We start from the raw sequence: 24,210 nt of genomic DNA on the forward strand, positions 1-24,210 counted from the left end.
CCACAACGTGATTGGAAGTTCCAGGTGAAGGTCGCCATCGCCGGCGCAGGTGCCGTAGGTCGCTCCATTGCGCGCGAGCTGATTCGCAGTAACCACGACGTCATGCTGATCGAACGCAAGATCGAACACGTCGAACCCGAGTCAGTGCCCGAAGCCACCTGGGTACATGCCGATGCCTGTGAGCTCAGCCGACTCGAGGAGGCCTCGCTGGAGGAGTACGAGGTGGTGATCTCCGCAACCGGTGACGACAAAGCCAACCTCGTACTGAGCTTGCTCGCAAAAACGGAATTCGGCGTGCGCCGCGTTGTCGCCCGCGTCAACGATCCGCGAAACGAATGGCTGTTCGACGAGTCGTGGGGCGTCGACGTCGCCGTTTCCACCCCCCGGATGCTGGCATCGCTGGTCGAAGAGGCCGTCTCGGTCGGCGACTTGGTCAAACTCATGACTCTGCGTCAGGGGCAGGCCAACCTCGTCGAGATCACCCTGCCAGACAACACTCCCCTCGCCGGCAAGCCCGTCAAGCGGCTCGAACTCCCCCGAGACTGCGCGCTCGTGACGATCCTGCGCGGAGGCCGCGTCATCGTTCCCGAACTCGACGACCCGATCGAAGGCGGCGACGAACTTCTTTTCGTCGCGGCTATCGACACCGAGGACCAGCTCCGAACGGCGCTGCGTCTCGACGCCTGACACCGACATCACACAACGAAAGGGACAATCATGGCCGCTGCACCCGAAAATACCGTTGTCGTCGACAATCCGGCTCAGAGCCGCTTCGAGATTCACGTCGACGGCGAGCTTGCCGGGATCGAGGACTACACCACTGCCGGCGACGTGCTCTCGTTCAATCACACCGAGATCTATCCCCGTTTCGAGGGATTCGGATTGGCAGCAATCCTGGTGAGCGGCGCACTGGACCAACTGCGATCACGCGGGCTGAAAGTACACCCGGTGTGCCCGTACGTCGTGAAGTTCGTCGGCAAGCACCCCGAGTATCAGGATCTGGTCAGCTGACGTCGCGCTGATCCGGCTGATCGCCTGGCTCCTCGCCTACCGCTTCGATATCGCTCTCGGTAGGCGGGGGCTCGACAATCCGATCTGCCTTGCGCACAGCCCAAATGGTGACCACAAACGCCAGGCCGGCGAGCGGCCACCCCATCGCGATACGTGCCACCGCGAGCCAACCCGTGTGATCTGTGTCGTACAACTGCGACTGCACGACGTACCGGGCGCCGAACACCAACGCCCATGCCGCGGTAGCGATGTCGTAAGCCCGCACCGCGCCTTTGTGTCGACGCCACAGGTTGCCGTGACCGTTGAGAAAACCCCAGATGATGCCGACCAGGGGCCAGCGAATCAGTATCGACACTACAAATGCGGCACCATAGGCGAGGCTCGTGTAAATCCCGAAGAGGAAGTAGCCCTTCGCATCTCCGGTGCGGTGCGCGATGAACGCCGATACGGCGACACCGAGAACGCCTGAAATTGCCGGCTGGATCGACTCTTTACGGAAGACGCGCCACGCTGCGATCAGCACGGCCACGCCCACTGCCGCCCAGATGGCAGCGGTGAGGTTCCAGATGCTGTTGACCGGAACAAAGATCAGAATCGGCAGCGACGTGTAGACGAGACCACTCACTCCACCGAGTTGGTCCATCACCGATTGCTGTTTGGGTTCGCTCACCTGTCGAGGGTGCCACACGCGCCGCGTTATGCGGCAAATGCGCTGTGTCTGGTCCTACGGCTGCGGCTACTCGCCGCGCAGCTCGTAGTACGGATTGAAGATTGCCTTGCGCCCGTCCCGCTCGCCGACGCGGCCACGGATCAGGATGGTCTTGCCGGTCTCGATGCCCGGAATCCGGCGGCGGCCGATCCAGACGAGGTTGATGACCTCGGTGCCGTCGAAGAATTCCGCCTCGATACTGGCATTGCCCGACTTCGGACACGCGTCGACGCTACGGAGTCGACCCTCCATCGTGACTTCTTCACCGCGCCGACAGTCGCATGCTTTCCGGCCTCCCACGGCCTCGATGGACTCGGTCATTTCCTGTGCATCCAACTGATCGACATCCTCGGTGAGGCGACGAGTCAGTCGGCGAAAATATCCTGCGGCGGCGGGTGCCATTGCGCGCTCCTGCGAACAAATGTGACGCACGGGTTTCGCGTCACGGAAGGGCTGTGTGTTCGCCACTGTAGCCCCATTACGAGCGGGTAACCACACCGGTCGATCGGTGATCTCGGGGCACCAGGCAAGATCAGGTAATGGCGCTCACACATTCACCGTCCGTTGCCGTCGTTCTCCCTGGTACGGGCTCTGACGCACACTTCGTGGACCACGCGTTCCGCGGGCCGCTCAGCGCTCGAAGTGTGCGCACCGTCGCAATCGAACCGGACCCTCGGCGTGTCGTCGGCAGCTACCTCGACGCGATGGATGCCGCAGCCACCGAATACGGGAAAATCCTTGTCGGTGGTGTGTCCATCGGTGCTGCCGTCGCCTTGCAGTGGGCAGCGCTCAATCCGGACAAGACGTCGGGAGTATTGGCGGCGCTGCCACCGTGGACCGGAGCACCCGATCACGCACCGGCAGCGGCGAGCGCACGGTTCACCTCGTCACAGCTGCGCAGCGAAGGTCTGGAATCGGTCATTGCAGCGATGCTCGCCTCCAGCCCGGCCTGGCTGGGACACGAACTGGAACGTTCGTGGCGTTCGCAGTGGCCGGATCTGCCGGCGGCTCTCGACGAGGCCGCGACGTATTACTCGCTGACCGAAGCAGCTCTTGCGGAGATCGACGTTCCGGTCGGAATCGCGATAGCGCTCGACGATCCGGTTCATCCGGCGACCGTCGGCTACGAATGGGCGGCCGCGCTCCCCCGCGCCGAAGTGGGCACACTCGAGCTCGACCAGATCGGCCACGACGCCGCGATACTCGGGGCCACCTGCCTCGAGGCGCTCACGGCGGCCGGATTCTCTCAACCGCCGCGAGCGCCTGAAGTAAACGTGAGTTACTGACCCAATTGCTGCATGGCAGAACCGGATTCGCCCCGGCGCTGCGGCGGGACCGGCGGCGTGGGCGGCTGTTGCTGCACCTGCTGGCTCGCAGCGATCTGCTGATCGACTTGTTGCTGAGCTGCGGCCTGCTGCTGCGCGACCATCTGCTGCTCATGCGCGGCAGCGAGCTGCTCGGCCAACGCCTGCGGCAGCACCACCGGCAGCGGAGTCCGCACCGGATGTGGCTCCGCTCCGCGATTGACGACGGTATCGCGCAGAATGTCGCGCGCAATAGCAACCAGCGGCGCGCCGGCGGCTGTCGATCCACTGGGACCGGCCACAACACACCGAACCATCCACCGCGGACCGTCGACACCGATGAAACGCAAATCCATGGCAGCGGTCTCCGCGACCAGTTCGCGACCCCACGGACCGTTCTCGATGCTGACCGGCGAATTGTCGTCTCGCAAGGACTGCGCCAGTTCGGCGACAACCTCACGCCACTGGCCAGGCGATTTCGGTGCCGCGTAGGCGGCGACAGTGACCCGTCCGTGTTCGGTGACCAGGTGCACGGCCTGGGGTGACCCGTTTGGCGCCATCTCCACCTGCAGTTGACCGCCAGGAGGCATCGGAACCAGAACAGAACCGAGATCGAGTCGCTGACCGTTCCGACCGGCAGTCGGATCGTCGGACTCGATGTCCGCGATGTCGTACGGGCCCTCGGACTCTTCGCTGACCGTGTCATCTGCGTCGTCGGATTCGTCGACGTGATCGACATCCTCGTCCTCGAAGAAACCTGTCGGTTCCTCGTCTACATCTGACTTCTTCTTACGTCCGAACATGTTTCAGACTCCCTCTACGACAGGACTCACACCTGCATCGGTGTCGAGTATCGCGTGTCCGCCGCTCGAACCGTATCCACCGGTACCACGGGCGGTGTCGTCGAGAGACTCCACTTCCTCGAATACCGGCAGTTCGACGCGCTGAACCACTAGCTGCGCAATTCGGTCGCCGCGACGAATCTCGACCGCTGTGTCCGGGTCGAGATTGATCAGACACACCTTGAGCTCGCCTCGATAACCTGCATCCACGGTGCCCGGCGCATTCACGATGGACAAACCCGATTTTGCGGCAAGTCCGGAACGCGGATGGATGAGTCCGACAGTGCCGACCGGCAAGGCAATCGCAATACCCGTACCAACGAGGGTACGGCGGCCGGGCTCGATAGTGACATCGCTGGTGGAGCACAGATCCACACCGGCATCACCGGGATGTGCACGCTGCGGAACCGGCAGGTCTGGGTCCAGTCGCTTCAAGGCGATGGAGAGATGATCGCTCACGTCGGCCAAGACTACTCGGCGCAGACTGGAGAGAGGACTACTGGGCGCGGAGCACCTAGAGGACCACTGCGCGAGACGGACTATCCTTGACTCGTGCCCGAATCATCTCGACCTGACGTCGCTACCACAGCCCCTGCGTCCACGACGCTCTATTCCGAGCGCCTCTGGCTGCCCATCGGGTGGTGGATCGCCGGAATCGCCGTGGCCGCGCTCCTGGCAGCGGAAGTCCACATGGGGCGCCCGGGCCTGGTGTCGCTGCTCGCGTACGTGGTGCTGCTACCCATCCCGATCTGGCTGTCGTTCTGGCTCAGCCGCACCCGCGTCGAGGTTGTCGAAACCGGCGGGGTCAAGGAATTGCATGTTGGCCGAGCGCACATTCCAGTGAATCTGATCTCACGCGCCGCTGCGGTACCTGCTTCGGCAAAGAGTGCCGCGATGGGTCGCCAGCTCGACCCGTCTGCTTTTGTCCAGCACCGACCGTGGGTCAAGACCATGGTCTTGATCGTCCTCGATGATCCGGAAGATCCGACGCCGTACTGGCTCGTGAGCTCACGTCGACCCGAAGCACTGGTCAAAGCTCTCAGCGAAGACTGAGCAAAGTAGTAGGCGGTCTCACGACCGCCTTGATCCCTCGGTCGACCCGAAGACATCGGGTCGACCGTCGGGACGCAATGTAAAGCTGCGAAGAACTATCAGGCTGCGCAGTCCATGCACACGAGCTGTCCGTTTGCATCGCTCGCCAGACGGCTGCGGTGATGCACCAGGAAGCAACTCGAACACGTGAACTCGTCGGCCTGCTTCGGAACGACCCGAACCGACAGCTCTTCGCCGGAAAGGTCTGCACCGGGCAGCTCGAAGGATTCTGCAGTGTCGGTCTCGTCGATATCGACGACAGCCGACTGCGCCTCGTTGCGCCGCGCCTTCAGCTCTTCGAGCGAATCCTCCGAAACCTCGTCGGACTCTGTACGCCTCGGTGCGTCGTAGTCAGTTGCCATGTCGCTTACCCCTCATCCTTCTCGTGTATCCCGGTCCCATGAACGCCTGGAATCCGGTAGATCCCGTCATGCGCATGGAAACCGCCGTGGCATGGAGATCATTCCCTGTCGCTGCACAACGTGGCAGCGGGTGGAAAAGTGCCCGGAAACTTCTCCCGAGAACGTGATCTGTGCCTCATTTGGTTGTCATTACGGCATGGAGCCGACGCCCAGTCGAACGACCTGGGCCGCCAGACAGTAGCCGAAGTAAGCGCGAAAGTAGTAACCCATTCGGTCATTTCCGAAAAAAGTCTGCGAATCGTCACCAACTACACAGCATTTTGTGATCTTCGACCCCGAAAACTCCCCTGAAATCACCGCGGTATCACCGCAGCAGCACCGACGTATCAACTCGGCGAAATTCGGTTGACGGCCAGTCACCACACACCTGAACGGGATTGAACCGCGCGCCCTCTAAGGTAGGCACCGAACGTCACGCCCGCTCTGCTCGGCTTGACGACGAAGCTCCAACTCGTCCAGAAAGTCGAGGGATACCGTGGTTTCTCTGATCACCGAAGGCAGCGCGACCGACGACCGAGGTCGTCCGTTCCGGCGCCGACGCGTGTGGCCGGTCGTCGCGGTGTTCGCGGTACTCGCCGTCCTCGGCAGCGCGCTGTGGATCAAGATCCTCACGGCTGACGCAAAAATCAGCGATACGGTCGCCTGCAATCGCCCGCAGGCATCGTCCGATCCGGCCGCCCCACAACCGATGCCCCTCGGTTCGGTTGTGGACCGAACCACGCTGCTCGACGTGGAACCGGCGCCGCTGGCTGCGACCAAGGTTCGAGTCTTCAACGCCAACGGTGAAAGCGGTCAGGCCTCGCAGGTAGCCGCCCAGCTGAAGGACTACGGCTTTGCCAGCGCTCCAGACGTACAAGTGGGCAACGACCCGGTCTACGTTGATCAGAACATGCAATGCCAGGGCCAGATCCGCTTCGGGGAGAACGGAATCGCTGCGGCCAGTGCCGTGTGGCTGGTCGCTCCGTGTGCAGAACTGATCAGGGACGGCCGGACCGACGACACGGTCGATTTTGCGCTGGGCACGTACTTCAGCAAGGTCTCCCCCAACACCGATGCCGGCGAGGTGCTCCGCGCCCTCGCCGAGCAACCCGCGAATGCCGAAGCCGCGGCAATGGACATCGATCTCTTGAAGGCGGCGCGAACCGCTAGGTGCTGATCGGGCGGTCCGCACCGCATGCGGTGAGCATCGCCGCGAACTCGTCGGCGATCCCCGGGGCGCACGCGTAGACGATGTCGCCCGCCGCAGACGTCGAATTCGGGCCCGGAATGCAGATCACGGCACCGGCTTCCTCGGCGATCAACGAACCGGCAGCCCAATCCCATGGGCTCAGTCCGTGCTCGAAATGGGTATCGACGCGACCGGTCGCCACCATGCACAAATCCAGCGCCGCAGAACCGATCCGCCTGATGTCGCGCACCTGGGGCAAAATCTCCGCGATGAACCGCCCTTGTGCCTTGCGTCGCTGAGCGCCGTATCCGAAACCTGTAGCCACCAAAGCCATTGACAGCTCGGTCACCGGGTTGGCGGCGAGCTCACTGACCGCACCGTCCTCGGTGGTCATCGTGGCGCCGCCACCGCGGTGCGCCGAATACGTCGCCCCCGCAGACACATCGACTACCGCGCCGGCCACGGAAACTCCGTCGATCTGCACCGCTACCGACACCGCGAACGCCGGAACTCCGTAGAGGAAGTTCACAGTTCCGTCGATGGGATCGACAACCCAGCGGACCCCTACGACGTCGCCTGCGTCTCCGCCACCTTCCTCACCGAGAATCGAATCGTGCGGCCGCAGCGTCGCAAGCAGATCCCGGATCACCTGTTCCGTCTCGGTGTCGACGATCGTCACCGGGTCGGTCGGTGTGCTCTTGGCCGCAACGGTTCCGGCGTCGGAACCGTTCTCGCTCTCACCCGAACCGACGACGCCGAACACTTCCGGACGACGGGCGCGAACGTGCGCAGCAGCGCGTTCCGCGACGGCCACCGCCACCACTCTCAGTTCGGCAGGATCGAGCGAATCCGTGGACAACTCGGACAGGGAAATCTCTTGTGGGCGCACACCACCATCGCAACACATCCCTCGTTGCGCCGCACCACGCGTACCCAATCGGGTTAGTGTTTGATTCGGTCAGATCGCGACATTCGAATTCGAGCCCTCAGGAGCGCAGGACGATGACAACGACAGGTTTCGGAATCGATGTAGGCGGCAGTGGAGTCAAGGGCGCTCTCATCGATCTGAGCACCGGCGAGATGATCGGTGAGCGCATCAAGATCCTGACCCCGCAACCCTCGACTCCCGAGGCAATCGCCACGACTGTGACGCAGATCGTCGAGCAAGCCGGCTGGGCCGGACCGGTCGGCATCACCCTGCCGTCGGTCGTCACCGGTGGCGTCGCTCGCAGCGCCGCCAACATCGACAAGTCCTGGATCGGAACCGACGCTGTTGCACTGTTCGGCAAGGCTCTCGACGGCCGGGCCGTCACCGTTCTGAACGACGCCGATGCCGCAGGTATCGCCGAAGACACCTACGGCGCCGGCAAGGACGCGTCCGGGGTTGTCATCTTGCTGACCTTCGGAACCGGCATCGGGTCGGCGATTCTGCACAACGGAGTTCTGTTGCCCAACACCGAGTTCGGCCACCTCCAAGTCGACGGCAAGGAAGCCGAACATCGAGCTGCGTCGTCGGTGAAGGAGAAAAAAGAGCTGAGCTACAAGCACTGGGCCGTCGAGGTCTCGAAGGTGCTCACCACGATCGAGGATCTGACGTGGCCCGATTTGTTCATCGCCGGCGGCGGGATCAGTCGCAAACACGAGAAGTGGATTCCGCTGCTGACCAACCGCACGCCAGTCGTTCCGGCCGCACTCCTGAACACCGCCGGAATCGCAGGCGCCGCCCTCGCCGCATCAAAAATTTAGGGTGATTCCGCTGGCGATGGGCCAAGTGAAAAGGTGAAACAAGGGGTTAATCCGGTCCGAAAAAAGCCGTTAACGCCCGTCGTGACGTAAGAGTTTCCTGAGAGTCGTTACAATGGTGGAGTCCGGCTGCGCGCCGGCCACAACCATTGACCTCTCCGCCGGATCACCACTCTGGCGTGACGCCGCACGACACCGTCACGAAAGGGCGTACGTGGCAGCCACCGATACACGTCAGACTGCTGATTCTCCATCAGAGTCAGAGCCACAATCTTCAGCCGTGGAGGCGGCCACCGTCACAGCTCCGGCCGCCAAGAAGGCACCGGCGAAGAAGGCCCCCGCCAAGAAGGCAGCAGCTAAGAAGGCCCCCGCCAAGAAAGCTCCGGCGAAGAAGGCCGCAGCAAAGAAGGCAGGCCCCAAGAAGGCCGGGGATCCTGATGTAGAAGACGGCGACGTCGAGTTGGAAGACATCGACATCACGGACGGAGACCTCGAAGAGGTCGAGGTCGTCGCAGTCGGCGAGGACGAAGAGCCCGCCACCGAGGAACCGACCGACAAGGACAAAGCGTCCGGCGACTTCGTCTGGGACGAGGAAGAGTCCGAGGCACTTCGTCAGGCTCGTAAGGATGCCGAACTCACGGCGTCCGCCGACTCCGTTCGCGCCTACCTCAAGCAGATCGGCAAGGTCGCACTCCTCAACGCCGAAGAGGAAGTCGAACTCGCCAAGCGCATCGAAGCCGGTCTGTACGCCGTGCAGATCATGCAGGATCTTGCTGACAAGGGCGAAAAGCTGCCTGCAGCTCAGCGCCGCGACATGAGCTGGATCTGCCGCGACGGCAATCGCGCCAAGAACCACCTCCTCGAAGCCAACCTCCGACTCGTCGTCTCGCTCGCGAAGCGATACACGGGCCGCGGCATGGCGTTCCTGGACCTCATCCAGGAAGGCAACCTGGGCCTGATCCGTGCAGTCGAGAAGTTCGACTACACCAAGGGCTACAAGTTCTCGACCTACGCAACGTGGTGGATCCGTCAGGCCATCACCCGCGCCATGGCCGACCAGGCACGCACCATCCGTATCCCGGTGCACATGGTGGAGGTCATCAACAAGCTCGGCCGTATCCAGCGAGAGCTGCTCCAGGACCTGGGCCGTGAGCCCACGCCGGAAGAGCTCGCCAAGGAAATGGACATCACGCCGGAGAAGGTGCTGGAAATCCAGCAGTACGCGCGTGAGCCCATCTCTCTCGACCAGACCATCGGCGACGAGGGCGACAGCCAGCTCGGTGACTTCATCGAAGACTCCGAAGCTGTTGTCGCGGTTGACGCCGTCTCGTTCACCTTGCTGCAGGATCAGCTGCAGTCGGTCCTCGAGACGCTGTCCGAGCGCGAAGCCGGCGTGGTTCGCCTGCGCTTCGGCCTCACCGACGGCCAGCCGAGGACTTTAGACGAAATCGGACAGGTCTACGGCGTCACGCGTGAGCGTATTCGCCAGATCGAATCGAAGACGATGTCGAAGCTGCGCCACCCGTCGCGTTCGCAGGTACTGCGCGACTACCTCGACTAGTCACACCAGCTCCACAAAAAGAGCCGCTCCCCTGTTCTTCGGGGAGCGGCTCTTTTTCTTTCGTACAGCGTCAGGCCAAGAGTTTGTCCTCGAGCCGTGCGATATCGTCCTGGCTCAACTGAAGGCCGTCCCGGACGTAGTTGTCGAAACTGCCGTAGATGCGCTCGACTGTCGCGAACGACGTATCCAGCCACGACTGCTCGACACCGTCCACGAAGGCTATGCCGGTGCGGGGACCGGCCAGGTACTGGTTGCTCAGCATGTAGTCGGCGTTCACGTCTTCACGGGACACACCGAGCAGTGTCAGCAGAACGGCAGTCATCCAGCCGGTTCGGTCCTTGCCTGCCGAACAGTGGTACAGGACAGCGCCGTCCGTGTCAGCGATACTCGCCAGTGCGTCGTGGAATGCTCGGCTCGCTCCCGGATCACTCACCATGACCGTGTACATCGACGGCATATCCGCCAGAGCCGGGAAGTTCGCCGGGTTGGTCCCGATCACGTCGAACCAATTGCTCCGGGCACCCTCCGGGATGCGGTCCGGGGACATGGCGCGTTCGACGACCGTCCGGAAGTCGTCGACCGACGCCACGCCGCGCTGGTGCAGCACCGCAAGATCCGAGGGCGTCAGTTTGTCGAGTGCATTGGTCCGGAAGACCTGTCCCATCCGAACCGTACGTCCATCCGACGTTCGATAGCCGCCGACGTCCCTCGCATTCGACGCACCCTCGAGGTGCAGCGATCGATCGACCACAACCTGCGCTGCCGCCACGCCTTGGTCTGTGGTGGGAATCCCGCCCGCAAACGCGGGAACCGGAGCACACGCGATCAGGAAGGCACACGCCACTGTCGCGGCGGGACGAGCGAATCCGTTGGGCATCCAACCAGAATATTGTCGCAATCAGGACTTTGTGCGAACTCTGATGTACAACGAGGTGACCGGTTCGACAACTCGCGCCGCAACCGGACCGATCACGGCCATCAGAAGCACGTATGCCGTTGCGAGCGCTGCGAGTTCCGGTTCTACGGCACCCGCGGACACTGCCAGACCGGCGATGATGATCGAGAACTCGCCGCGGGCGATCAGTGCCGCGCCCGCCCTGGCCTGGCCCATGCGGGCCACGCCCTGACGTTTTGCCGCCCAGGCCCCGGTGATCAGTTTGGTGATCGCGGTGACGACTGCCAAGATCGCAGCCCACCCGAGCACGGGCGGAATGGTGCTTGGATCGGTGCTGAGTCCGAACACCACGAAGAACATCGCCGCAAAAAGATCACGAAGGGGCTCGAGCACCCGACTGGCGTTGTGTGCCGTCGAACCCGAAATCGCGATGCCGAGCAGGAAGGCCCCCACCGCCGCGGAGACCTGCATCGCGGAACTGACGCCGGCCACCAGCAGTGCAGCACCAAGCAACTTCAGGAGCAATGTCTCACTGTCGGGACTGTCCAGCAGAGCCGAGACATACCGTCCGTATCGCAAGGCCACCACCAAAACGACGGTGATGACCAGCAGCGAAATTCCCACAGCTTCGAGTCCACCCATGAAGCTGACACCCGCCAGCATCGCCGTCAGAATCGGCAGGTACACCGCCATCGCAAGATCCTCGAACACGAGGATCGAGAGAACGACGGGTGTTTCGCGGTTGCCCAGACGTCCGAGGTCGCTGAGAACTTTCGCGATGATTCCCGACGACGAGATGTAGGTGACACCGGCCATGACCGTCGCGCCGACAACACCCCACCCGAGCATCAGACCGACTACCGCGCCCGGTGTGGCGTTGAGAACGATGTCGACGATGCCGGCAACCCTCGACCGCTTGAGCCCGGTCATCAATTCGGCTGCGGTGTACTCGAGTCCCAGCAGGAGCAGGAGGAGAACGATGCCGATTTCGCTTGCGAGGTGCGCAAATTCGCCGATGTCGCCGAGTTGGATGAATCCACCCTGACCGAAGCACAGGCCACCGATCAGGTAGAACGGGATCGGCGACATCCCGAATCGTGCTGCGAGCCTTCCCAGAAGTCCGAGCGCGAAGAAGACCGCGCCCAGTTCGATGAGTGCAAGTGTGGTTGTATCCACCTGCCAGTCAGCCGTTGGTCAGGATTTTTGCAGCGGCAGCCAAGCCGTCGGGTGTACCGACTGCCACCAGCAGATCACCTCCGGTGAACGTGTAGTCGGGGTTCGGCGACGGATTCACCTGCCCGGCACGCATCACGGCGACGATCGAGACGCCGGTGCGTGTCCGCATCCCGGTGTCGCCGAGTGTCTGTCCGTCGTATCGGGAACCGTCCTTGATGTACAGCTGTTTGGTTCTGATCCCGGGTATGTCACTGTGTTCGTCTTCGAGCTGGGCCACGAGTTGCGGCGCCCCAAGCAGGTTGCTCAGCGCAGCGGCCTCTTCCGTGGTGAGCGGCAACGACGCGGCGCACGCATCAGGATCGTTTTCCTTGGACACGATGAGGTCCGTATGTCCGTCACGATGAGTGACGACACCCACGCGGCGACCGGAGGCCAGGACAAAATCCTTACGAGTCCCGATGCCCGGCAGAGGGGTGACTTCTACATTCATATATCAACGGTAGCGCCGATCTGTGACAAGTTTCGCAGGAGGGCGAAATTATCGTCGACCGGTGCTGCGCTGCGTATTCCATCGCGTCACCGCAGGGACGGAAATGCACCGTTCTCGTCGCGAATGTACGCAGTAACGGCAGTGACAGCCGCGACGGGAATCGGCCCGAACAGATGCGGGAAACGCATCGAATCAGGATCCGACGGCACCCCCGGTTCCCACTTGACTTCAGCTCCCAGCAGAGCCGGATCCAGGGAGAGCAACACTATGTCGTCTCGGCCCGCGAAGATCCGGTTAGCCGGTAGATGAACCTGGGTGGGCGTCGACATATGCACAAAACCCTCGGCGGCAAATCCGTCGGGAACGCGCTGCCCGACCTCTTGCGCACGCTCCCATTCGTCGCGTGTGCACATATGGAGCAACTCGGCCGATGCGTCGGCGCCCGTTCCGGTTTCCTGGTTCATCGCCCCAGAATATCGCTCTGTACACGCGGATTTGAATCAGCTCTCAGCGAACAATTCTGCACACAGAATGCCTGCCCAGCGCATTTCCAGTGAGACACAACACTAAGAAACTCTTCTGGGAACAACCCATGAACGCCAAACGTCTGTAAGAGTGGATCTACCGCGCCATTCCGACGCGGCGGACCAGGCCCCAGGCACGCGGCACGAAAGCCGTCAAGCCAGTACGGAGGAGTCATGCCCGGAACACTGACCAGCCCACAGTTGACCGCTGCCGACCGGTGCGACCGGTGCGGTGCCGGAGCACGCGTACGCGCCGTGCTTCCCACCGGCGGCGAGCTTCTCTTCTGCGGACACCACGCAACCGAACACGCGGATCGACTTCGCGAGATGAATGCCGTCGTCTCCGAGAGTGAACCCGCAAACTAACCTGTCAGCCGGGGGTGGCCTCTTCGCGAGGCGCACCATGAACGCCGAAACGGGCGATCACAATCACTGTGATCGCCCGTTTTGCCGTCTTCAGGATTGCTACCAGCTACGCAGAATCGCAATGCGCTCGGTGAGCTGATCGACCGTCGCGATTGCCGTCGGCGGGCCACCGCACACGCGACGCAGTTCGGCGTGAATGATTCCGTGAGGCCGTCCGGTGCGGTGCACATTCATCGCGACCAGACCATTGAGCTCGCGTCGCAAGGCACCCAGTTGATCGGCGGTAGCAGCGCGCTCGGCGACCACTGCGGCAGTCGGCGCCGGAGCCGACGCTTTGGCGGAGTTGTTGTTCACCTGTTCTGCCTGGCGTTGCCGTAGGAGTGCACGCATCTGATCGGGGTCGAGCAGACCGGGCAGACCGAGATAATCGGCTTCCTCGTCGCTGCCGGAGAACGTGGCGGTTCCGAACGAGGCACCGTCGTAGATCACCTGGTCGAGCTCGGCGTCGGCGCCGAGGGACGTGAACGCCTTCTCTTCCTCGCCGAGTTCGTCCTTCTGCTTGTTGGCGTCGGCGAGAAGATCGTCGTCGAGGCCGTCCTTTTCGCGGTGCGGCTTACCAAGGACGTGATCGCGCTGGGCCTCCAACTGAGCGGCGAGGTCCAACAGGACCGGTACCGACGGAAGGAAGACGCTTGCGGTCTCGCCTTTACGCCGTGAGCGCACGAATCGGCCGATGGCCTGCGCGAAGTACAGCGGTGTCGATGCACTGGTCGCATACACGCCGACGGCCAGACGCGGAACGTCGACGCCCTCCGACACCATGCGCACGGCGACCATCCATTTCTGGTCGCTCGCACCGAATTCCGCAATGCGCTTGGACGCGGTGGGATCGTCGGAGAGGACCACGGTGGGCTCCTCCCCCGTGATCGCGGTCAACGCCTTGGCGTATTCGCGAGCAACAGTCTGGTCTGTGGCGATGACCAGCCCACCGGCGTCGGGCATACCGGTGGAACGCAGCTGCCCCAAACGGGTGTCTGCTGCTTGCAGGACGGCGGGAATCCAATCGCCGGCAGGGTCGAGTGCGGTGCGCCAGGCTCGGGCGGTCTGCTCGGCACTGAGCGGCTCACCCAGTCGGGCGGTGAACTCTTCGCCGGCATTGTTGCGCCAGCGGGCCTCACCGGAATACGCGAGAAAGACAACCGGACGGACAACGCCGTCCTTGAGCGCGTCGGAGTAGCCGTAGGAATGATCGGCTTTGGATCGGAGCAATCCCTCTTTGTCGGGCTCGTACTGAATGAAAGGTATTGCGCTGTCGTCACTTCGGAACGGAGTTCCGGTCAGTGCCAAGCGCCGGGTGGCGTCGCCGAACGCCTCCTGAATTGCCTCACCCCAACTTTTTGCGTCACCGCCGTGGTGGATCTCGTCGAGAATCACGAGGGTCTTGCGACCTTCGGTCCGGACTCGGTGCTTAGTAGGATGCGCCGCCACCTGGGCATACGTCAGAACGACGCCGTGATAGTCGCTGGACGTCTGGCCGGTGGAGTTGGAGAACCGCGAGTCCAACGACAAGCCCGAACGTTGCGCCGACTCCGCCCACTGATGCTTCAGATGCTCGGTGGGCGCAACGACGGTGATCTGGTCGACAGTCCGGTCGCGAAGCAGTTCCGACGCCACTCGCAGCGCAAATGTCGTCTTACCTGCACCCGGTGTTGCCACCGCGAGAAAGTCCCGAGGACTGCTCGCCAAGTACTTGGTGAGTGCCCGCCGCTGCCACGCGCGAAGCGACCCTGTCGAGGCCGTCGGTTGCGCTCCGGCACTCTCGGTCGAGTTGTTCACTTCGGCTGCCCCTGTCACTTCTGTCGTCGTTGTCTCAGACGTCATAAGCGCGCCTCCGCTGGAATCGCACTGTTGCCTCGCGCTCCTAGATTTTTCATGAATGTCCGGCGACGAGCCTAACTGTCGCTACCGACGAAAGCCGCACCCGAAGCGCCCGGGCATGGCCGGATTCACTGTCGATCCCCTCCCCGCGGCGAGGTTTCGCGAGATCGGAGACACAACCTCACCGCGGAAAAATATGCGACACGGCGACGCCACGGTTGGGCAACGAGGTGTGTCATCAGGAATGCTGGAGTGATTATGAGTGAAAAGGCGGGCCCGAAAACGCACGAAAGTGATCTGCATCACCGCAGATGGCATCCGCTGCGCCGCACGGGCCAGCTGATCGGCCGCACTCTGAGCAAGGCTTGGGACGACTCGATCTTCGGCAAAGCCGCAACGGCTGCATTCTGGCAGACACTCTCACTGGCGCCGCTACTGCTGGGATTGCTCGGCATGATCGGTTACATCGGCGGCTGGTTCGGACCGAACACGGTCGAGATCATCGAGTCGAAGATCGTCACGTTCAGCGGGACGATATTCAGCGAAAACGTCGTCGATCAGATCATCAGGCCGACGGTCACCGACGTTCTCCAGCGCGGCCGGCCGGAAATCATCTCGGTCGGCTTCCTGCTGTCGCTGTGGGCCGGTTCGTCGGCGATCTCGACGTTCGTGGATTCGATTGTCGAAGCGCACGGGCAGAAGGATGCCCGTAACGCGATCTGGCAGCGAATTTTTGCGCTACTGCTCTACGTGATGTTCCTCGGGATGGCCGTGTTCATCCTGCCGATGGTCGCGCTCGGCCCGACCATGATCGGACGTGTGTTGCCGCCGTCGTGGTACGACGTGGGCTCCAACCTGGTCGACACGTTCTACTACCCGGCCGTAGGCCTGCTGGTCATCATCGGCCTGACAACGCTGTACAAAGTCGCGCTACCGAAGTCCCTGCCGTGGCATCGACTTCTCGCGGGCGCACTGGTGGCCGGTGTGTTCTTCATGGCCGCGAGCACCGGATTGCGCTGGTACCTGGGATTTGTCACGGGCACCGGCTACACCTACGGAGCCTTGGCGACGCCGATCGCCTTCCTGCTGTTCACATTCTTCCTCGGCTTTGCAGTGGTGCTCGGCGCCGAGTTCAACGCGACGGTGCAAGAATTCTGGCCGGCGCGAGCGACGCGCCTGGAACAGGTCCGCGAGTGGCTGGCCGCACAGCAGGACGACGACAACAGCGCCGGGCCGGTGACCACTCTGACGTGGCACCTGGCAACAAGTCCGATTCGGGTGTCCGGTGACAAGTCCGATCCGGCGGCAGTGCCGACCTACGGTCGGCCGCGAAGTCGGCGCGCCAACTCGGACGGCTGTGCCAGCTCGGACGGCCGTGCCAGCTCAGACGTCAAGGATTGCGACGGCATCGGAGCAGAAACGAACCCGGCGACCGACTGCACTGACACTGTCGAGTCGCCGAGCTCGGACTGCGGATCGGATCCGGCGCAACGACGCCGTTCCCGATTGCCCGGTCATTCGCCTTTGCGAAGTCCTTCGTAGATCTTCTTGCAGTCGGGACACACGGGCGATCCCGGCTTCGCAGACTTGGTGACCGGAAAGACCTCGCCGCACAGTGCAACCACATGGGTGCCCATCACGGCGCTTTCGGCGATCTTGTTCTTCTTGACGTAGTGAAAGACCTTCGGGGTGTCGTCATCGGTCGTTTCGTCGGTCGAGACGTCGGGACGTTCCTTGGTTTGGGTGCTCATACCTCCAATAATGCCGTCTACGCGGCAGCGGTGCGAGCGTCGGGCCGCGTGTGCAATTGTCGGCCGAGAGTGGAACAGTGGAGCTATGGCAAGAAATGGCGCGTTCGGTCACCCCGACGAAGCCGGAACACCCGACAATCCCGTATTGATCACCGAAGCACAGCTGTCCATCGACGAGCAGCACAAAGCGCGCGTGCGGAAGTACATGACGATCATGGCTTTCCGTTTCCCCGCGTTGATTCTGGCTGCCATCGCGTATGGCATTTGGGAGAACGGCTGGGTCTCGATGCTGATTATCGGTGCGTCCATCCCACTTCCGTGGATCGCGGTCCTCATCGCAAATGATCGACCACCGCGCACGAAGGACGAGCCGAGTCGCTACGACGGCCGACGCCGGGGCGCCGGCGAGATCGAGTCGAGTCCGCATCACATCATCGAGAGCTGACGCATCACCTGGTAGAAATTCGTCGCCTGCGAGAATGTCCGGGTGAGCACAACTCTCCTGTCCATCACCCCTGCGCTGCGCACGGCTCTGCTGCGCAATCGGTTCGACACCGACACCCTGCTCGAGCTGCTCGGTCCGGAAGTTCACGCAGCGCTCGGTCGCAGTGAACCGGTTCCGGTGCGACGCGCGAGCCGTGAGCACGGAGAAATCGGTGTTCTCATCCGGTTGTTCCTTCTCGCCGACGACTGTGCTCGCGAGGACGTCGCCGCCGCGTTGGCGCCGCTGACCGTCGACGATGCGATCGAAGCCGGTCTGCTCGAAAATTCAGCCGACTCCGCTGTGCGTGCCGCCGTGGATCTGCGGCCCATCGACGTCGGTGCCGGCGATCATTGGGTGATTTCGGACCTGGACGGTGGGATTCGTCCGAAGCAGTCCACGACCGCCGACCATGTCCTCGGTGTTGGACACGCCTCACTGTCCTTGCTGCAGGCAACACCGACGTCTCGCGTCGGAACGGTTCTCGATGTGGGCACCGGCTGCGGGATCCAAGCCCTGCACGCCAAGACCTACGCTGATTCCGTCACCGCGACGGACATCAATCAGCGCGCGATCGATCTCACCGCAGCAACTATGGCGCTCAACGGCCTCGACGTCGAATTGCATCAGGGTTCGTGGTTCGAACCGATCGAGGGACGAACCTTCGACCAGGTTGTCGCCAATCCCCCCTTTGTCGTCGGCGAGGCCCGCGTTCACCACACATATCGAGATTCCGGTCTCGATCTCGACGGGGCCAGCGAACTGATGATCTCGCGGTCCGTCGACTATCTGAATCCCGGTGGCACCGCAGCGCTGCTGGCGTCGTGGGTCCATGTCGAGGGCGAAGACTGGCGATCGCGGATCGCGTCGTGGCTGCCGGCACACGGTGTCGACGCCTGGGTGGTGCAGCGTGACGTCGCGGATCCCGCGCTGTACGTCGGGACGTGGCTCAAGGACGGCGGCCAGGACCCGCGGGACCCCGCCACCGAGGAACGCGCCAATGCGTGGCTCGATCATCTCGAGGAATCGCACGTGGAAGGTGTGGGATTCGGTTTCGTCTTCTTGCGCCGAACGGACTCGCCGACGGACTTGATGGCCGAAGATCTCCTGCACGGTTTCTCCGACCCGCTCGGGCCCGAGGCGCTGGCGTACTTCGACCGGGTTGCCTGGCTGCGTGAACACGACGTGCTTCAGGAGCGGTTTGTCGTCGATCCGAACACCGCCCTCGAACGCGTCTATCTTCCCGGCGAAGAAGGGTGGCAGCAGGTTGTCACTCGGATTCACCGTGGCAACGGACCACACTGGCAGCATGAGATCGACGACCTCGGTGCCGCACTACTGGCGGGCCTGCGGGCCGACGGACTTGTGGTCGAGGAATTGGTCGAGCTTCTTGCCGCCGCAAACGGTGAAGACCCCGAAGTTCTCAGTGCCGGCGTCGTCACTCTGCTCGTGTCACTCGTACGTCACGGATTGGTGTTGCCGGTCACCTAGTCGAGTTCCGATTGGGTTGCAGATTTTCGGGTTCTCAGCAACTTCTCAGGACGGCCCGGGGAACACAGCAGGTCAGAGCAATTTCGACGAAATCGCTGCGGGAACTATCTCGGAACTCTCACGCGTTGAACCTTGTGAGAGACCGCCGATAGGGAGGCAAGTCATGACAAGCCCCAGCACCACTACTCGCATTCGTCCGAGCGCTGCGGATCTGGACGCCCAGAGCCCGTCAGCAGACCTGGTCCGTGTCTATCTGAACGGAATCGGTCGCACCGCACTGCTGACAGCAGCAGACGAAGTCGAACTGGCGAAGCGGATCGAAGCGGGGCTGTACGCCAGCCACGTTCTGGCTACGGGAAAGCGCCTGACAGCTGCCAAGAAGAGGGATCTCGCAACAATCGTTCGTGAGGGAGAGTCGGCACGCAGCCACCTCCTGGAAGCGAACCTGCGACTCGTCGTATCGCTGGCCAAGCGGTACACCGGACGCGGCATGCCCCTCTTGGATCTGATTCAGGAGGGAAACCTCGGCTTGATCCGCGCGATGGAGAAGTTCGACTACGCAAAGGGCTTCAAGTTCTCGACGTACGCCACCTGGTGGATTCGCCAGGCCATCACCCGCGGAATGGCTGATCAGAGCCGCACCATCCGCCTGCCAGTCCACCTCGTCGAGCAGGTCAACAAGCTGGCACGCATCAAACGCGAACTCCATCAGCAGCTCGGACGCGAAGCGACCGACGACGAATTGGCGGAGGAGTCGGGAATCCCGGCACACAAGATCGCCGATCTTCTCGACCACAGCCGCGACCCGGTAAGCCTGGACATGCCCGTCGGCAGTGACGAAGAAGCACCTTTGGGTGACTTCATCGAAGATGCCGAGGCAACGTCGGCCGAGAACGCCGTCATCGCCGGTTTGCTGCACAGCGACGTCCGCAGCGTGCTCGGCACCCTCGACGAGCGTGAGCAGCAGGTTATCCGCCTGCGCTACGGCCTCGACGACGGCCAGCCGCGCACCCTCGACCAGATCGGCAAGCTCTTCGGGCTCTCCCGCGAGCGGGTGCGCCAGATCGAGCGCGAGGTTATGGGCAAGCTCCGTGTCGGCGATCGTGCCGAGAAGTTGCGCTCCTACGCCAGCTGATCGCGGCGCCGTGTGACACTCACCGGCCACCGTATGTTCTCCCATCGGGAACGTACGGTGGCCGGCTTTTTCGTATTGAACGCTGGGTGTCGAACGCGAGGTTCAGCGCAGTCGGCGGGGCCCCAGGTCCACGGCGCTCGGTTCCGGTCCGATGCGCACCCGGGCGTCCGTGATCTCGGCGCCGACAGCGGACGCCAGTACCGGCTCGCAGGCAAGCTCCCGAACTTCGGGGATATCGTCGGCCAACGTCGAGATCCGCTGCACTAGATCCACCAGCGCACCCTTGTTGACGGGGACGGCGTTGCGGTAGCCGGAGAGCAGCGGCGCGGCTTTGGGAGCGTCGATCAATTCGGTGGCGGCGTCCTCGGTCAGCGGCAGGACTCGGTAAGCCCGGTCACCGAGGAGATCCGAGATCACGCCGGCCAGGCCGAACGAGATCAGTGAACCGAACGACGGGTCGTCCTGCACGGCCACAACACACCCGATGCCCTTTGGCGCCATCTTCTGCACATGCAGGAGCGGCTCCCCCGACGCGGCAGCAAGGTCGCTGTACGCGAGTCGAACCGAATCCGGCCCGACAAGGTCGAGGCGCACACCACCAAGATCCGGGCGATGGCGCCATAGTTCGCCGGTTGCCTTCACAACCACGGGGTACCCGAGTGCGTCTGCTGCCTCTACGGCTTCGTCTTCGCTCAGGACCGAGCGGAATTCGACGACGTCGACGCCGTAGCACGCCAGAAGTTCCGATGCCTCGAAGTCGGAAAGCCAACGACCGGGCGAGTTTTCGAGCCAGGCGGCAACCATCTGGCGAGCCCGCTCGGAGTCGATGCCGGCTGGCCGCACCACCTTGGACGCGGGCTTGCTTCGCCATTCGGCATATCGCCAGGCCCGCGCCAACGCCAGTGCCGCACGCTCCGGTCCCGGATACGACGGCACCGATCCCCGAGTCGGATTGCCGGCGTCATCGCGGACAGTCAGCACCTCCGGCACTCCCTCCGCGGCCAGGAACGTCGTGAGAATGGGCTTGTCCGATCCCGCTACCGCATCCTTGAGCGCTTTCGCGAAGGGTTCGACCGGGATGGCGACCGGTGGAACGAAGACCGCGATGACGGCGTCGACGTCGAAGGACGCCAAGGCATCACGCACCGCTGACGCAAACAACTCGGGACTGGCCTGCGCGCCCAGGTCGATCGGATCGCTGACTTGGAGCCCTTCGCTACGGGCTGCGTCTGCGGCCAGTACACCAAGAGCAGTGGAGTTACCGATGACTGCCAGACGCGGGCCGGCCGGCAACGGTTGATAACCGAACAGCAGTGCGCAGTCGAACAATTGGGAGATCGACCCGACCTGGATGACACCGGCCTGCTCGAACAGCGCGCGGACAATGGAATCGTCGATCTCGACTCCGGTGGCCGCCAGCACGGGTGGCACTGCGTGGCGTCCGCTCTTGACTGCCACGATCGGCTTCTTACGCGCCACGCGCCTTGCGATCCGGGAGAACTTTCGCGGGTTACCGAAGCTCTCCAAGTACAGGAGAACCACTTCGGTGGACTGATCCGAATCCCAGTACTGCAGAAGGTCGTTGCCGGACACATCGGCACGGTTACCGGCAGAGACGAAGGCCGACAACCCGATTCGACTGCGCGCGGCCTCGTCGAGGATCGCGATTCCCAAAGCACCAGACTGGCAGAAGAACCCGACGTTGCCTGCCGCCGGAAGAACCGGCGCCAGCGTCGCGTTCAGGGAAATCGCTGGATCGTTGTTTGCCACCCCCAGCGCATTGGGTCCGATGAGACGCATCCCGTGCGCGCGGGCCGCATGGACAAGTTTGCGCTCCGATGCGCGACCGTCCGGGCCGCTGTCGCTGAAACCCGACGACACGACAACCAGCGCCTTGACACCCTTGTCGAGGCAGTCGTCGAGAACCGAACTGATGGATTCGGCGGGGACGGCAACCACCGCAAGATCGACGTCGTCGGGAATCTCGCGAACAGTCTTGTATGCCCGAACTCCGTGTACGGAACGATGTTCGGCATTGACCGGATAGACCGGGCCGGTGAACCCGCCACGCAGAAGGTTGGTCAGTACGGCGTTGCCGACCTTCGCCGGGTCGGCCGACGCTCCGATCACGGCAACGGACCGCGGACTGAGCACGTTGCCCATACTCCTGGCCTCAGCCGCCCGCTCACGGGAATTACGCACGGAGACAAGGGCTTCTGTGGGGTCGATCGCGAACTCCAGGCGCAGCACTCCCCCGTCGAACGTTCGGCTGACCTGATATCCGGCCTCGCGGAAGACGGTGACCATGTTGCGGTTCTCGGACAGGACCTCCGCCACGAACATCGTCAGCCCGTTTTCCGCGGCTGCCGCTGCCAGGTACTCGAGCAGGATGGGGCCAAGGCCGCGACCCTGATGAGCGTCGGCGACAACAAATGCCACTTCCGCCGACTTGCCGTCACCGACGTCGAGGAGACGCTCGTACCGGCCGACGGCGATGATCTCGTCGCCCAGCATCATGACAAACGCGACCCGATTGTGGTGATCGACCGTCGTGAAGTTCGTGACGTCGCGCTTTGACATTGTGGGGTAAGGGCCGAAGTACCGCAGATACCGCGTGCGCTCGGAGAGCTTGCCGTGGAATTCGACAAGCTTGTCCGCGTCCTCGGGGACGATCGGCCGCAGGGCAACCGCGCCGCCGTCCGAGGCGAGCACGTCGACAACCCACTCGTGCGGATAGTTGTGTGCCGCGTCGACCGCAGCGTCTGTCTTGGCTTCGGTGTCGGATTTTTTAGGGTCGGACTTGGGGTCGGACTGTTCAGTCACGGGGATCCTCCGGGTCGAGTCCGAGAAGGGGAAACGCAGCGCGGCGCGTCGCGATGATGGCGGAATCGATGCGGGTGAGCGCTCTGTCTACCGACGCCACTCCGGTTTCGGGCGTACCGCCCGGCCCGTCCCACTTCGAGAAGTTGATGTCGCCGCCGTCCCCCATGACCTCGGGAAGTTCGACGCCCGGTGCCATCGCCCCGGTCTTTTCCTTCCAACCGTCCGGAAGTGGCGTGTTCACATCGATGTCACGATCAAGCGCTGCCGCGATGAGATGCGTCCACGCCCGCGGAACGATCCGCACCAGCCCGTACCCACCACCACCGACCGCCAGCCATCGTCCTTCGGAGTAGCGGTCGGCAAGATCACGCATCGCGATGAACGCTGCTCGTTGACCGTCGACGGTCAACGCCAAATCAGCGAGCGGGTCTTCCCGATGCGAGTCGACACCACACTGGCTGATGATGATCTGGGGCCGGAACGCGGCGATCGCACCGGGCACCACCGCGTGAAATGCCCGCAGCCACAATGCGTCTACGGTTCCCGGCAACACCGGGATGTTGACAGCCGTACCCTCCGCCGCGCCGTCCCCGACTTCGCTGGACCAACCGGTATTGGGCCACAGCGTTGCCGGATGCTGATGCAGAGACACCGTCAAAACTCGTGGGTCGCCGAGAAAAGCGTGCTGCACGCCGTCACCGTGATGTGCGTCGACGTCGATGTACGCGATGCGGTCGTACCCGTTGTCGAGCAGCCAGGAGATTGCGACAGCCGCGTCGTTGTAGACACAGAATCCCGAGGCCCAGTCCGCCATCGCGTGGTGCATGCCGCCCCCGATACTGACCGCCCGACGTGTGCGGCCCGACGCGATTTCCTTGGCAGCGGCCAGGGAACCACCGGCAAGAATTGCGCTCGCCTCGTGCATCTGCGGAAAGACCGGGTTGTCCTCGGTCCCGAGACCGTGGGGAACATCCGCACCGGTAACACCGTTGGATGCTGAGTGGCCCGCTGATTTGACGGCGGCGAGGTAGGCGGGCGTGTGTATGCGGAGGAGGTCGACGTCACTGGCAGGTGTCGGCTCGAGGAACTCGATTCCCTCGAGCAGTCCCAGGCCACGCGAGAGTTCCATCGTCAGGTCGAGGCGGGTCGGATTCATCGGGTGATCGTTACTCCACCGATAACTCAGGTACTCCGGACTCCACACCACAACTCGATTCGCTCGAGGCATCGTGGGGTCCTCGTCAGATCTGATCGAGGCGGTCATGGGAACACGCTACTTCGTGTTCGACTGGTGCCGTGCACCACACTGTGTGGTGCCGTGCACCACACTGATCTCGAAAGTGTGTCC

26 protein-coding genes are annotated in these 24,210 nt (G+C 63.0%); 12 read left to right on the forward strand and 14 right to left on the reverse strand.

Annotated features, from left to right (window positions below; genetic code table 11):
- Positions 1-24 precede the first annotated feature (24 nt).
- Together EEB13_RS17765 and EEB13_RS17770 are read left to right on the forward strand one after the other, a co-directional pair.
- Entirely contained in the window at positions 25-687 is a 663-nt protein-coding gene (locus tag EEB13_RS17765; protein WP_033234772.1) for a potassium channel family protein, read from the forward strand.
- Between the two features lie 30 nt (positions 688-717).
- Positions 718-1,011 (forward strand): GNAT family N-acetyltransferase, encoded by a 294-nt coding sequence (locus EEB13_RS17770; protein WP_033234773.1) that lies wholly within the window; start codon positions 718-720, stop codon positions 1,009-1,011.
- Here the strand turns inward: EEB13_RS17770 and EEB13_RS17775 are convergent.
- Positions 1,004-1,681, reverse strand: coding sequence for a DUF3159 domain-containing protein (locus EEB13_RS17775; protein WP_045067432.1), 678 nt, complete (start codon positions 1,679-1,681; stop codon positions 1,004-1,006). The two genes, EEB13_RS17770 and EEB13_RS17775, sit on opposite strands and share 8 nt — an antisense overlap.
- 66 nt (positions 1,682-1,747) lie before the next feature.
- Entirely contained in the window at positions 1,748-2,122 is a 375-nt protein-coding gene (locus tag EEB13_RS17780; RefSeq protein ID WP_033234775.1) for an OB-fold nucleic acid binding domain-containing protein, read from the reverse strand.
- 137 nt (positions 2,123-2,259) lie between these two features.
- On the opposite strand from EEB13_RS17780, the gene EEB13_RS17785 reads away from it, so the two are divergent.
- The gene (locus EEB13_RS17785) at positions 2,260-3,006 is read left to right on the forward strand and encodes an alpha/beta fold hydrolase (RefSeq protein ID WP_045067430.1); all 747 of its coding nucleotides are present in this window, start codon (positions 2,260-2,262) and stop codon (positions 3,004-3,006) included.
- Here the strand turns inward: EEB13_RS17785 and EEB13_RS17790 are convergent.
- Together EEB13_RS17790 and dut are read right to left on the reverse strand one after the other, a co-directional pair.
- Entirely contained in the window at positions 3,000-3,827 is an 828-nt protein-coding gene (locus tag EEB13_RS17790; RefSeq protein WP_141485952.1) for a DUF3710 domain-containing protein, read from the reverse strand. The genes EEB13_RS17785 and EEB13_RS17790 overlap by 7 nt on opposite strands.
- Before the next feature lie 3 nt (positions 3,828-3,830).
- Entirely contained in the window at positions 3,831-4,325 is a 495-nt protein-coding gene (dut, locus tag EEB13_RS17795) for a dUTP diphosphatase (RefSeq protein ID WP_033234988.1), read from the reverse strand.
- A 93-nt stretch (positions 4,326-4,418) separates the two neighbouring features.
- Here dut and EEB13_RS17800 point away from each other — a divergent pair, with 93 nt between their 5' ends.
- Positions 4,419-4,919, forward strand: a complete 501-nt coding sequence (locus tag EEB13_RS17800; protein ID WP_141485953.1) for a DUF3093 domain-containing protein — start codon at positions 4,419-4,421, stop codon at positions 4,917-4,919.
- 98 nt (positions 4,920-5,017) lie between these two features.
- On the opposite strand, the gene EEB13_RS17805 is transcribed toward EEB13_RS17800, so the two are convergent.
- A complete protein-coding gene (locus EEB13_RS17805) occupies positions 5,018-5,320 on the reverse strand; it encodes a DUF4193 domain-containing protein (protein WP_003942593.1) in 303 nt (100 codons plus the stop codon).
- A gap of 535 nt (positions 5,321-5,855) precedes the next feature.
- Here EEB13_RS17805 and cei point away from each other — a divergent pair.
- Positions 5,856-6,536, forward strand: coding sequence for an envelope integrity protein Cei (gene cei / locus EEB13_RS17810; RefSeq protein WP_033234778.1), 681 nt, complete (start codon positions 5,856-5,858; stop codon positions 6,534-6,536).
- Here the strand turns inward: cei and EEB13_RS17815 are convergent.
- Complete coding sequence (locus EEB13_RS17815; protein WP_045067426.1) at positions 6,526-7,455, reverse strand: inositol monophosphatase family protein; 930 nt, start codon at positions 7,453-7,455, stop codon at positions 6,526-6,528. The genes cei and EEB13_RS17815 overlap by 11 nt on opposite strands.
- A 95-nt stretch (positions 7,456-7,550) precedes the next feature.
- On the opposite strand from EEB13_RS17815, the gene ppgK reads away from it, so the two are divergent.
- Both ppgK and EEB13_RS17825 read left to right on the forward strand, forming a co-directional pair.
- Positions 7,551-8,294 carry a polyphosphate--glucose phosphotransferase gene (gene ppgK / locus EEB13_RS17820; RefSeq protein ID WP_141485954.1) on the forward strand — a complete coding sequence of 248 codons (744 nt, stop codon included), beginning with the start codon at positions 7,551-7,553 and terminating at the stop codon, positions 8,292-8,294.
- A 112-nt stretch (positions 8,295-8,406) separates the two neighbouring features.
- Positions 8,407-9,852: an RNA polymerase sigma factor gene (locus EEB13_RS17825; RefSeq protein ID WP_202025569.1), complete on the forward strand. Its 1,446-nt coding sequence runs from the start codon at positions 8,407-8,409 to the stop codon at positions 9,850-9,852.
- 70 nt (positions 9,853-9,922) lie between these two features.
- Here the strand turns inward: EEB13_RS17825 and EEB13_RS17830 are convergent, their stop codons facing one another.
- From EEB13_RS17830 to EEB13_RS17845, 4 genes are all read right to left on the reverse strand, one after another.
- Complete coding sequence (locus EEB13_RS17830) at positions 9,923-10,729, reverse strand: tyrosine-protein phosphatase (RefSeq protein ID WP_141485955.1); 807 nt, start codon at positions 10,727-10,729, stop codon at positions 9,923-9,925.
- Positions 10,730-10,750: 21 nt separating this feature from the next.
- Positions 10,751-11,923, reverse strand: a complete 1,173-nt coding sequence (locus tag EEB13_RS17835; RefSeq protein WP_033234781.1) for a cation:proton antiporter — start codon at positions 11,921-11,923, stop codon at positions 10,751-10,753.
- Between the two features lie 7 nt (positions 11,924-11,930).
- Entirely contained in the window at positions 11,931-12,413 is a 483-nt protein-coding gene (locus EEB13_RS17840) for a cation:proton antiporter regulatory subunit (RefSeq protein ID WP_033234782.1), read from the reverse strand.
- Between the two features lie 86 nt (positions 12,414-12,499).
- Positions 12,500-12,877 (reverse strand): DUF952 domain-containing protein, encoded by a 378-nt coding sequence (locus EEB13_RS17845; RefSeq protein WP_141485956.1) that lies wholly within the window; start codon positions 12,875-12,877, stop codon positions 12,500-12,502.
- A gap of 234 nt (positions 12,878-13,111) precedes the next feature.
- Here EEB13_RS17845 and EEB13_RS17850 point away from each other — a divergent pair, with 234 nt between their 5' ends.
- On the forward strand, positions 13,112-13,303 hold the full coding sequence (locus tag EEB13_RS17850) for a hypothetical protein (RefSeq protein WP_033234784.1): 192 nt from the start codon (positions 13,112-13,114) through the stop codon (positions 13,301-13,303).
- Positions 13,304-13,402: 99 nt separating this feature from the next.
- Here EEB13_RS17850 and EEB13_RS17855 read toward each other — a convergent pair whose 3' ends face one another.
- On the reverse strand, positions 13,403-15,184 hold the full coding sequence (locus EEB13_RS17855; RefSeq protein ID WP_033234785.1) for a DEAD/DEAH box helicase: 1,782 nt from the start codon (positions 15,182-15,184) through the stop codon (positions 13,403-13,405).
- A 255-nt stretch (positions 15,185-15,439) separates the two neighbouring features.
- Here EEB13_RS17855 and EEB13_RS17860 point away from each other — a divergent pair, with 255 nt between their 5' ends.
- Positions 15,440-16,723, forward strand: a complete 1,284-nt coding sequence (locus tag EEB13_RS17860) for a YihY/virulence factor BrkB family protein (protein WP_141485957.1) — start codon at positions 15,440-15,442, stop codon at positions 16,721-16,723.
- On the opposite strand, the gene EEB13_RS17865 is transcribed toward EEB13_RS17860, so the two are convergent.
- Positions 16,696-16,932: a DUF3039 domain-containing protein gene (locus EEB13_RS17865; RefSeq protein ID WP_033234787.1), complete on the reverse strand. Its 237-nt coding sequence runs from the start codon at positions 16,930-16,932 to the stop codon at positions 16,696-16,698. The genes EEB13_RS17860 and EEB13_RS17865 overlap by 28 nt on opposite strands.
- A gap of 85 nt (positions 16,933-17,017) precedes the next feature.
- Here EEB13_RS17865 and EEB13_RS17870 point away from each other — a divergent pair, with 85 nt between their 5' ends.
- The 3 genes from EEB13_RS17870 (at position 17,018) to EEB13_RS17880 (ending at position 20,039) form a co-directional block, all read left to right on the forward strand.
- Positions 17,018-17,377, forward strand: a complete 360-nt coding sequence (locus EEB13_RS17870) for a DUF3099 domain-containing protein (protein WP_033234788.1) — start codon at positions 17,018-17,020, stop codon at positions 17,375-17,377.
- Positions 17,378-17,419: 42 nt separating this feature from the next.
- Positions 17,420-18,904, forward strand: a complete 1,485-nt coding sequence (locus EEB13_RS17875; RefSeq protein WP_141485958.1) for a methyltransferase — start codon at positions 17,420-17,422, stop codon at positions 18,902-18,904.
- 163 nt (positions 18,905-19,067) lie between these two features.
- A complete protein-coding gene (locus tag EEB13_RS17880) occupies positions 19,068-20,039 on the forward strand; it encodes a sigma-70 family RNA polymerase sigma factor (protein WP_033234790.1) in 972 nt (323 codons plus the stop codon).
- A gap of 102 nt (positions 20,040-20,141) precedes the next feature.
- On the opposite strand, the gene EEB13_RS17885 is transcribed toward EEB13_RS17880, so the two are convergent.
- Both EEB13_RS17885 and EEB13_RS17890 read right to left on the reverse strand, forming a co-directional pair.
- Positions 20,142-22,862, reverse strand: coding sequence for a bifunctional GNAT family N-acetyltransferase/acetate--CoA ligase family protein (locus EEB13_RS17885; protein ID WP_033234791.1), 2,721 nt, complete (start codon positions 22,860-22,862; stop codon positions 20,142-20,144).
- Positions 22,855-24,126, reverse strand: coding sequence for an acetoin utilization protein AcuC (locus EEB13_RS17890; protein WP_045067415.1), 1,272 nt, complete (start codon positions 24,124-24,126; stop codon positions 22,855-22,857). Before EEB13_RS17890 ends, EEB13_RS17885 begins: the two co-directional genes overlap by 8 nt.
- Positions 24,127-24,210: the final 84 nt, after the last annotated feature.

Source organism: Rhodococcus sp. WS3 (assembly GCF_003797085.1).
Classification (GTDB): domain Bacteria; phylum Actinomycetota; class Actinomycetes; order Mycobacteriales; family Mycobacteriaceae; genus Rhodococcus_F; species Rhodococcus_F globerula.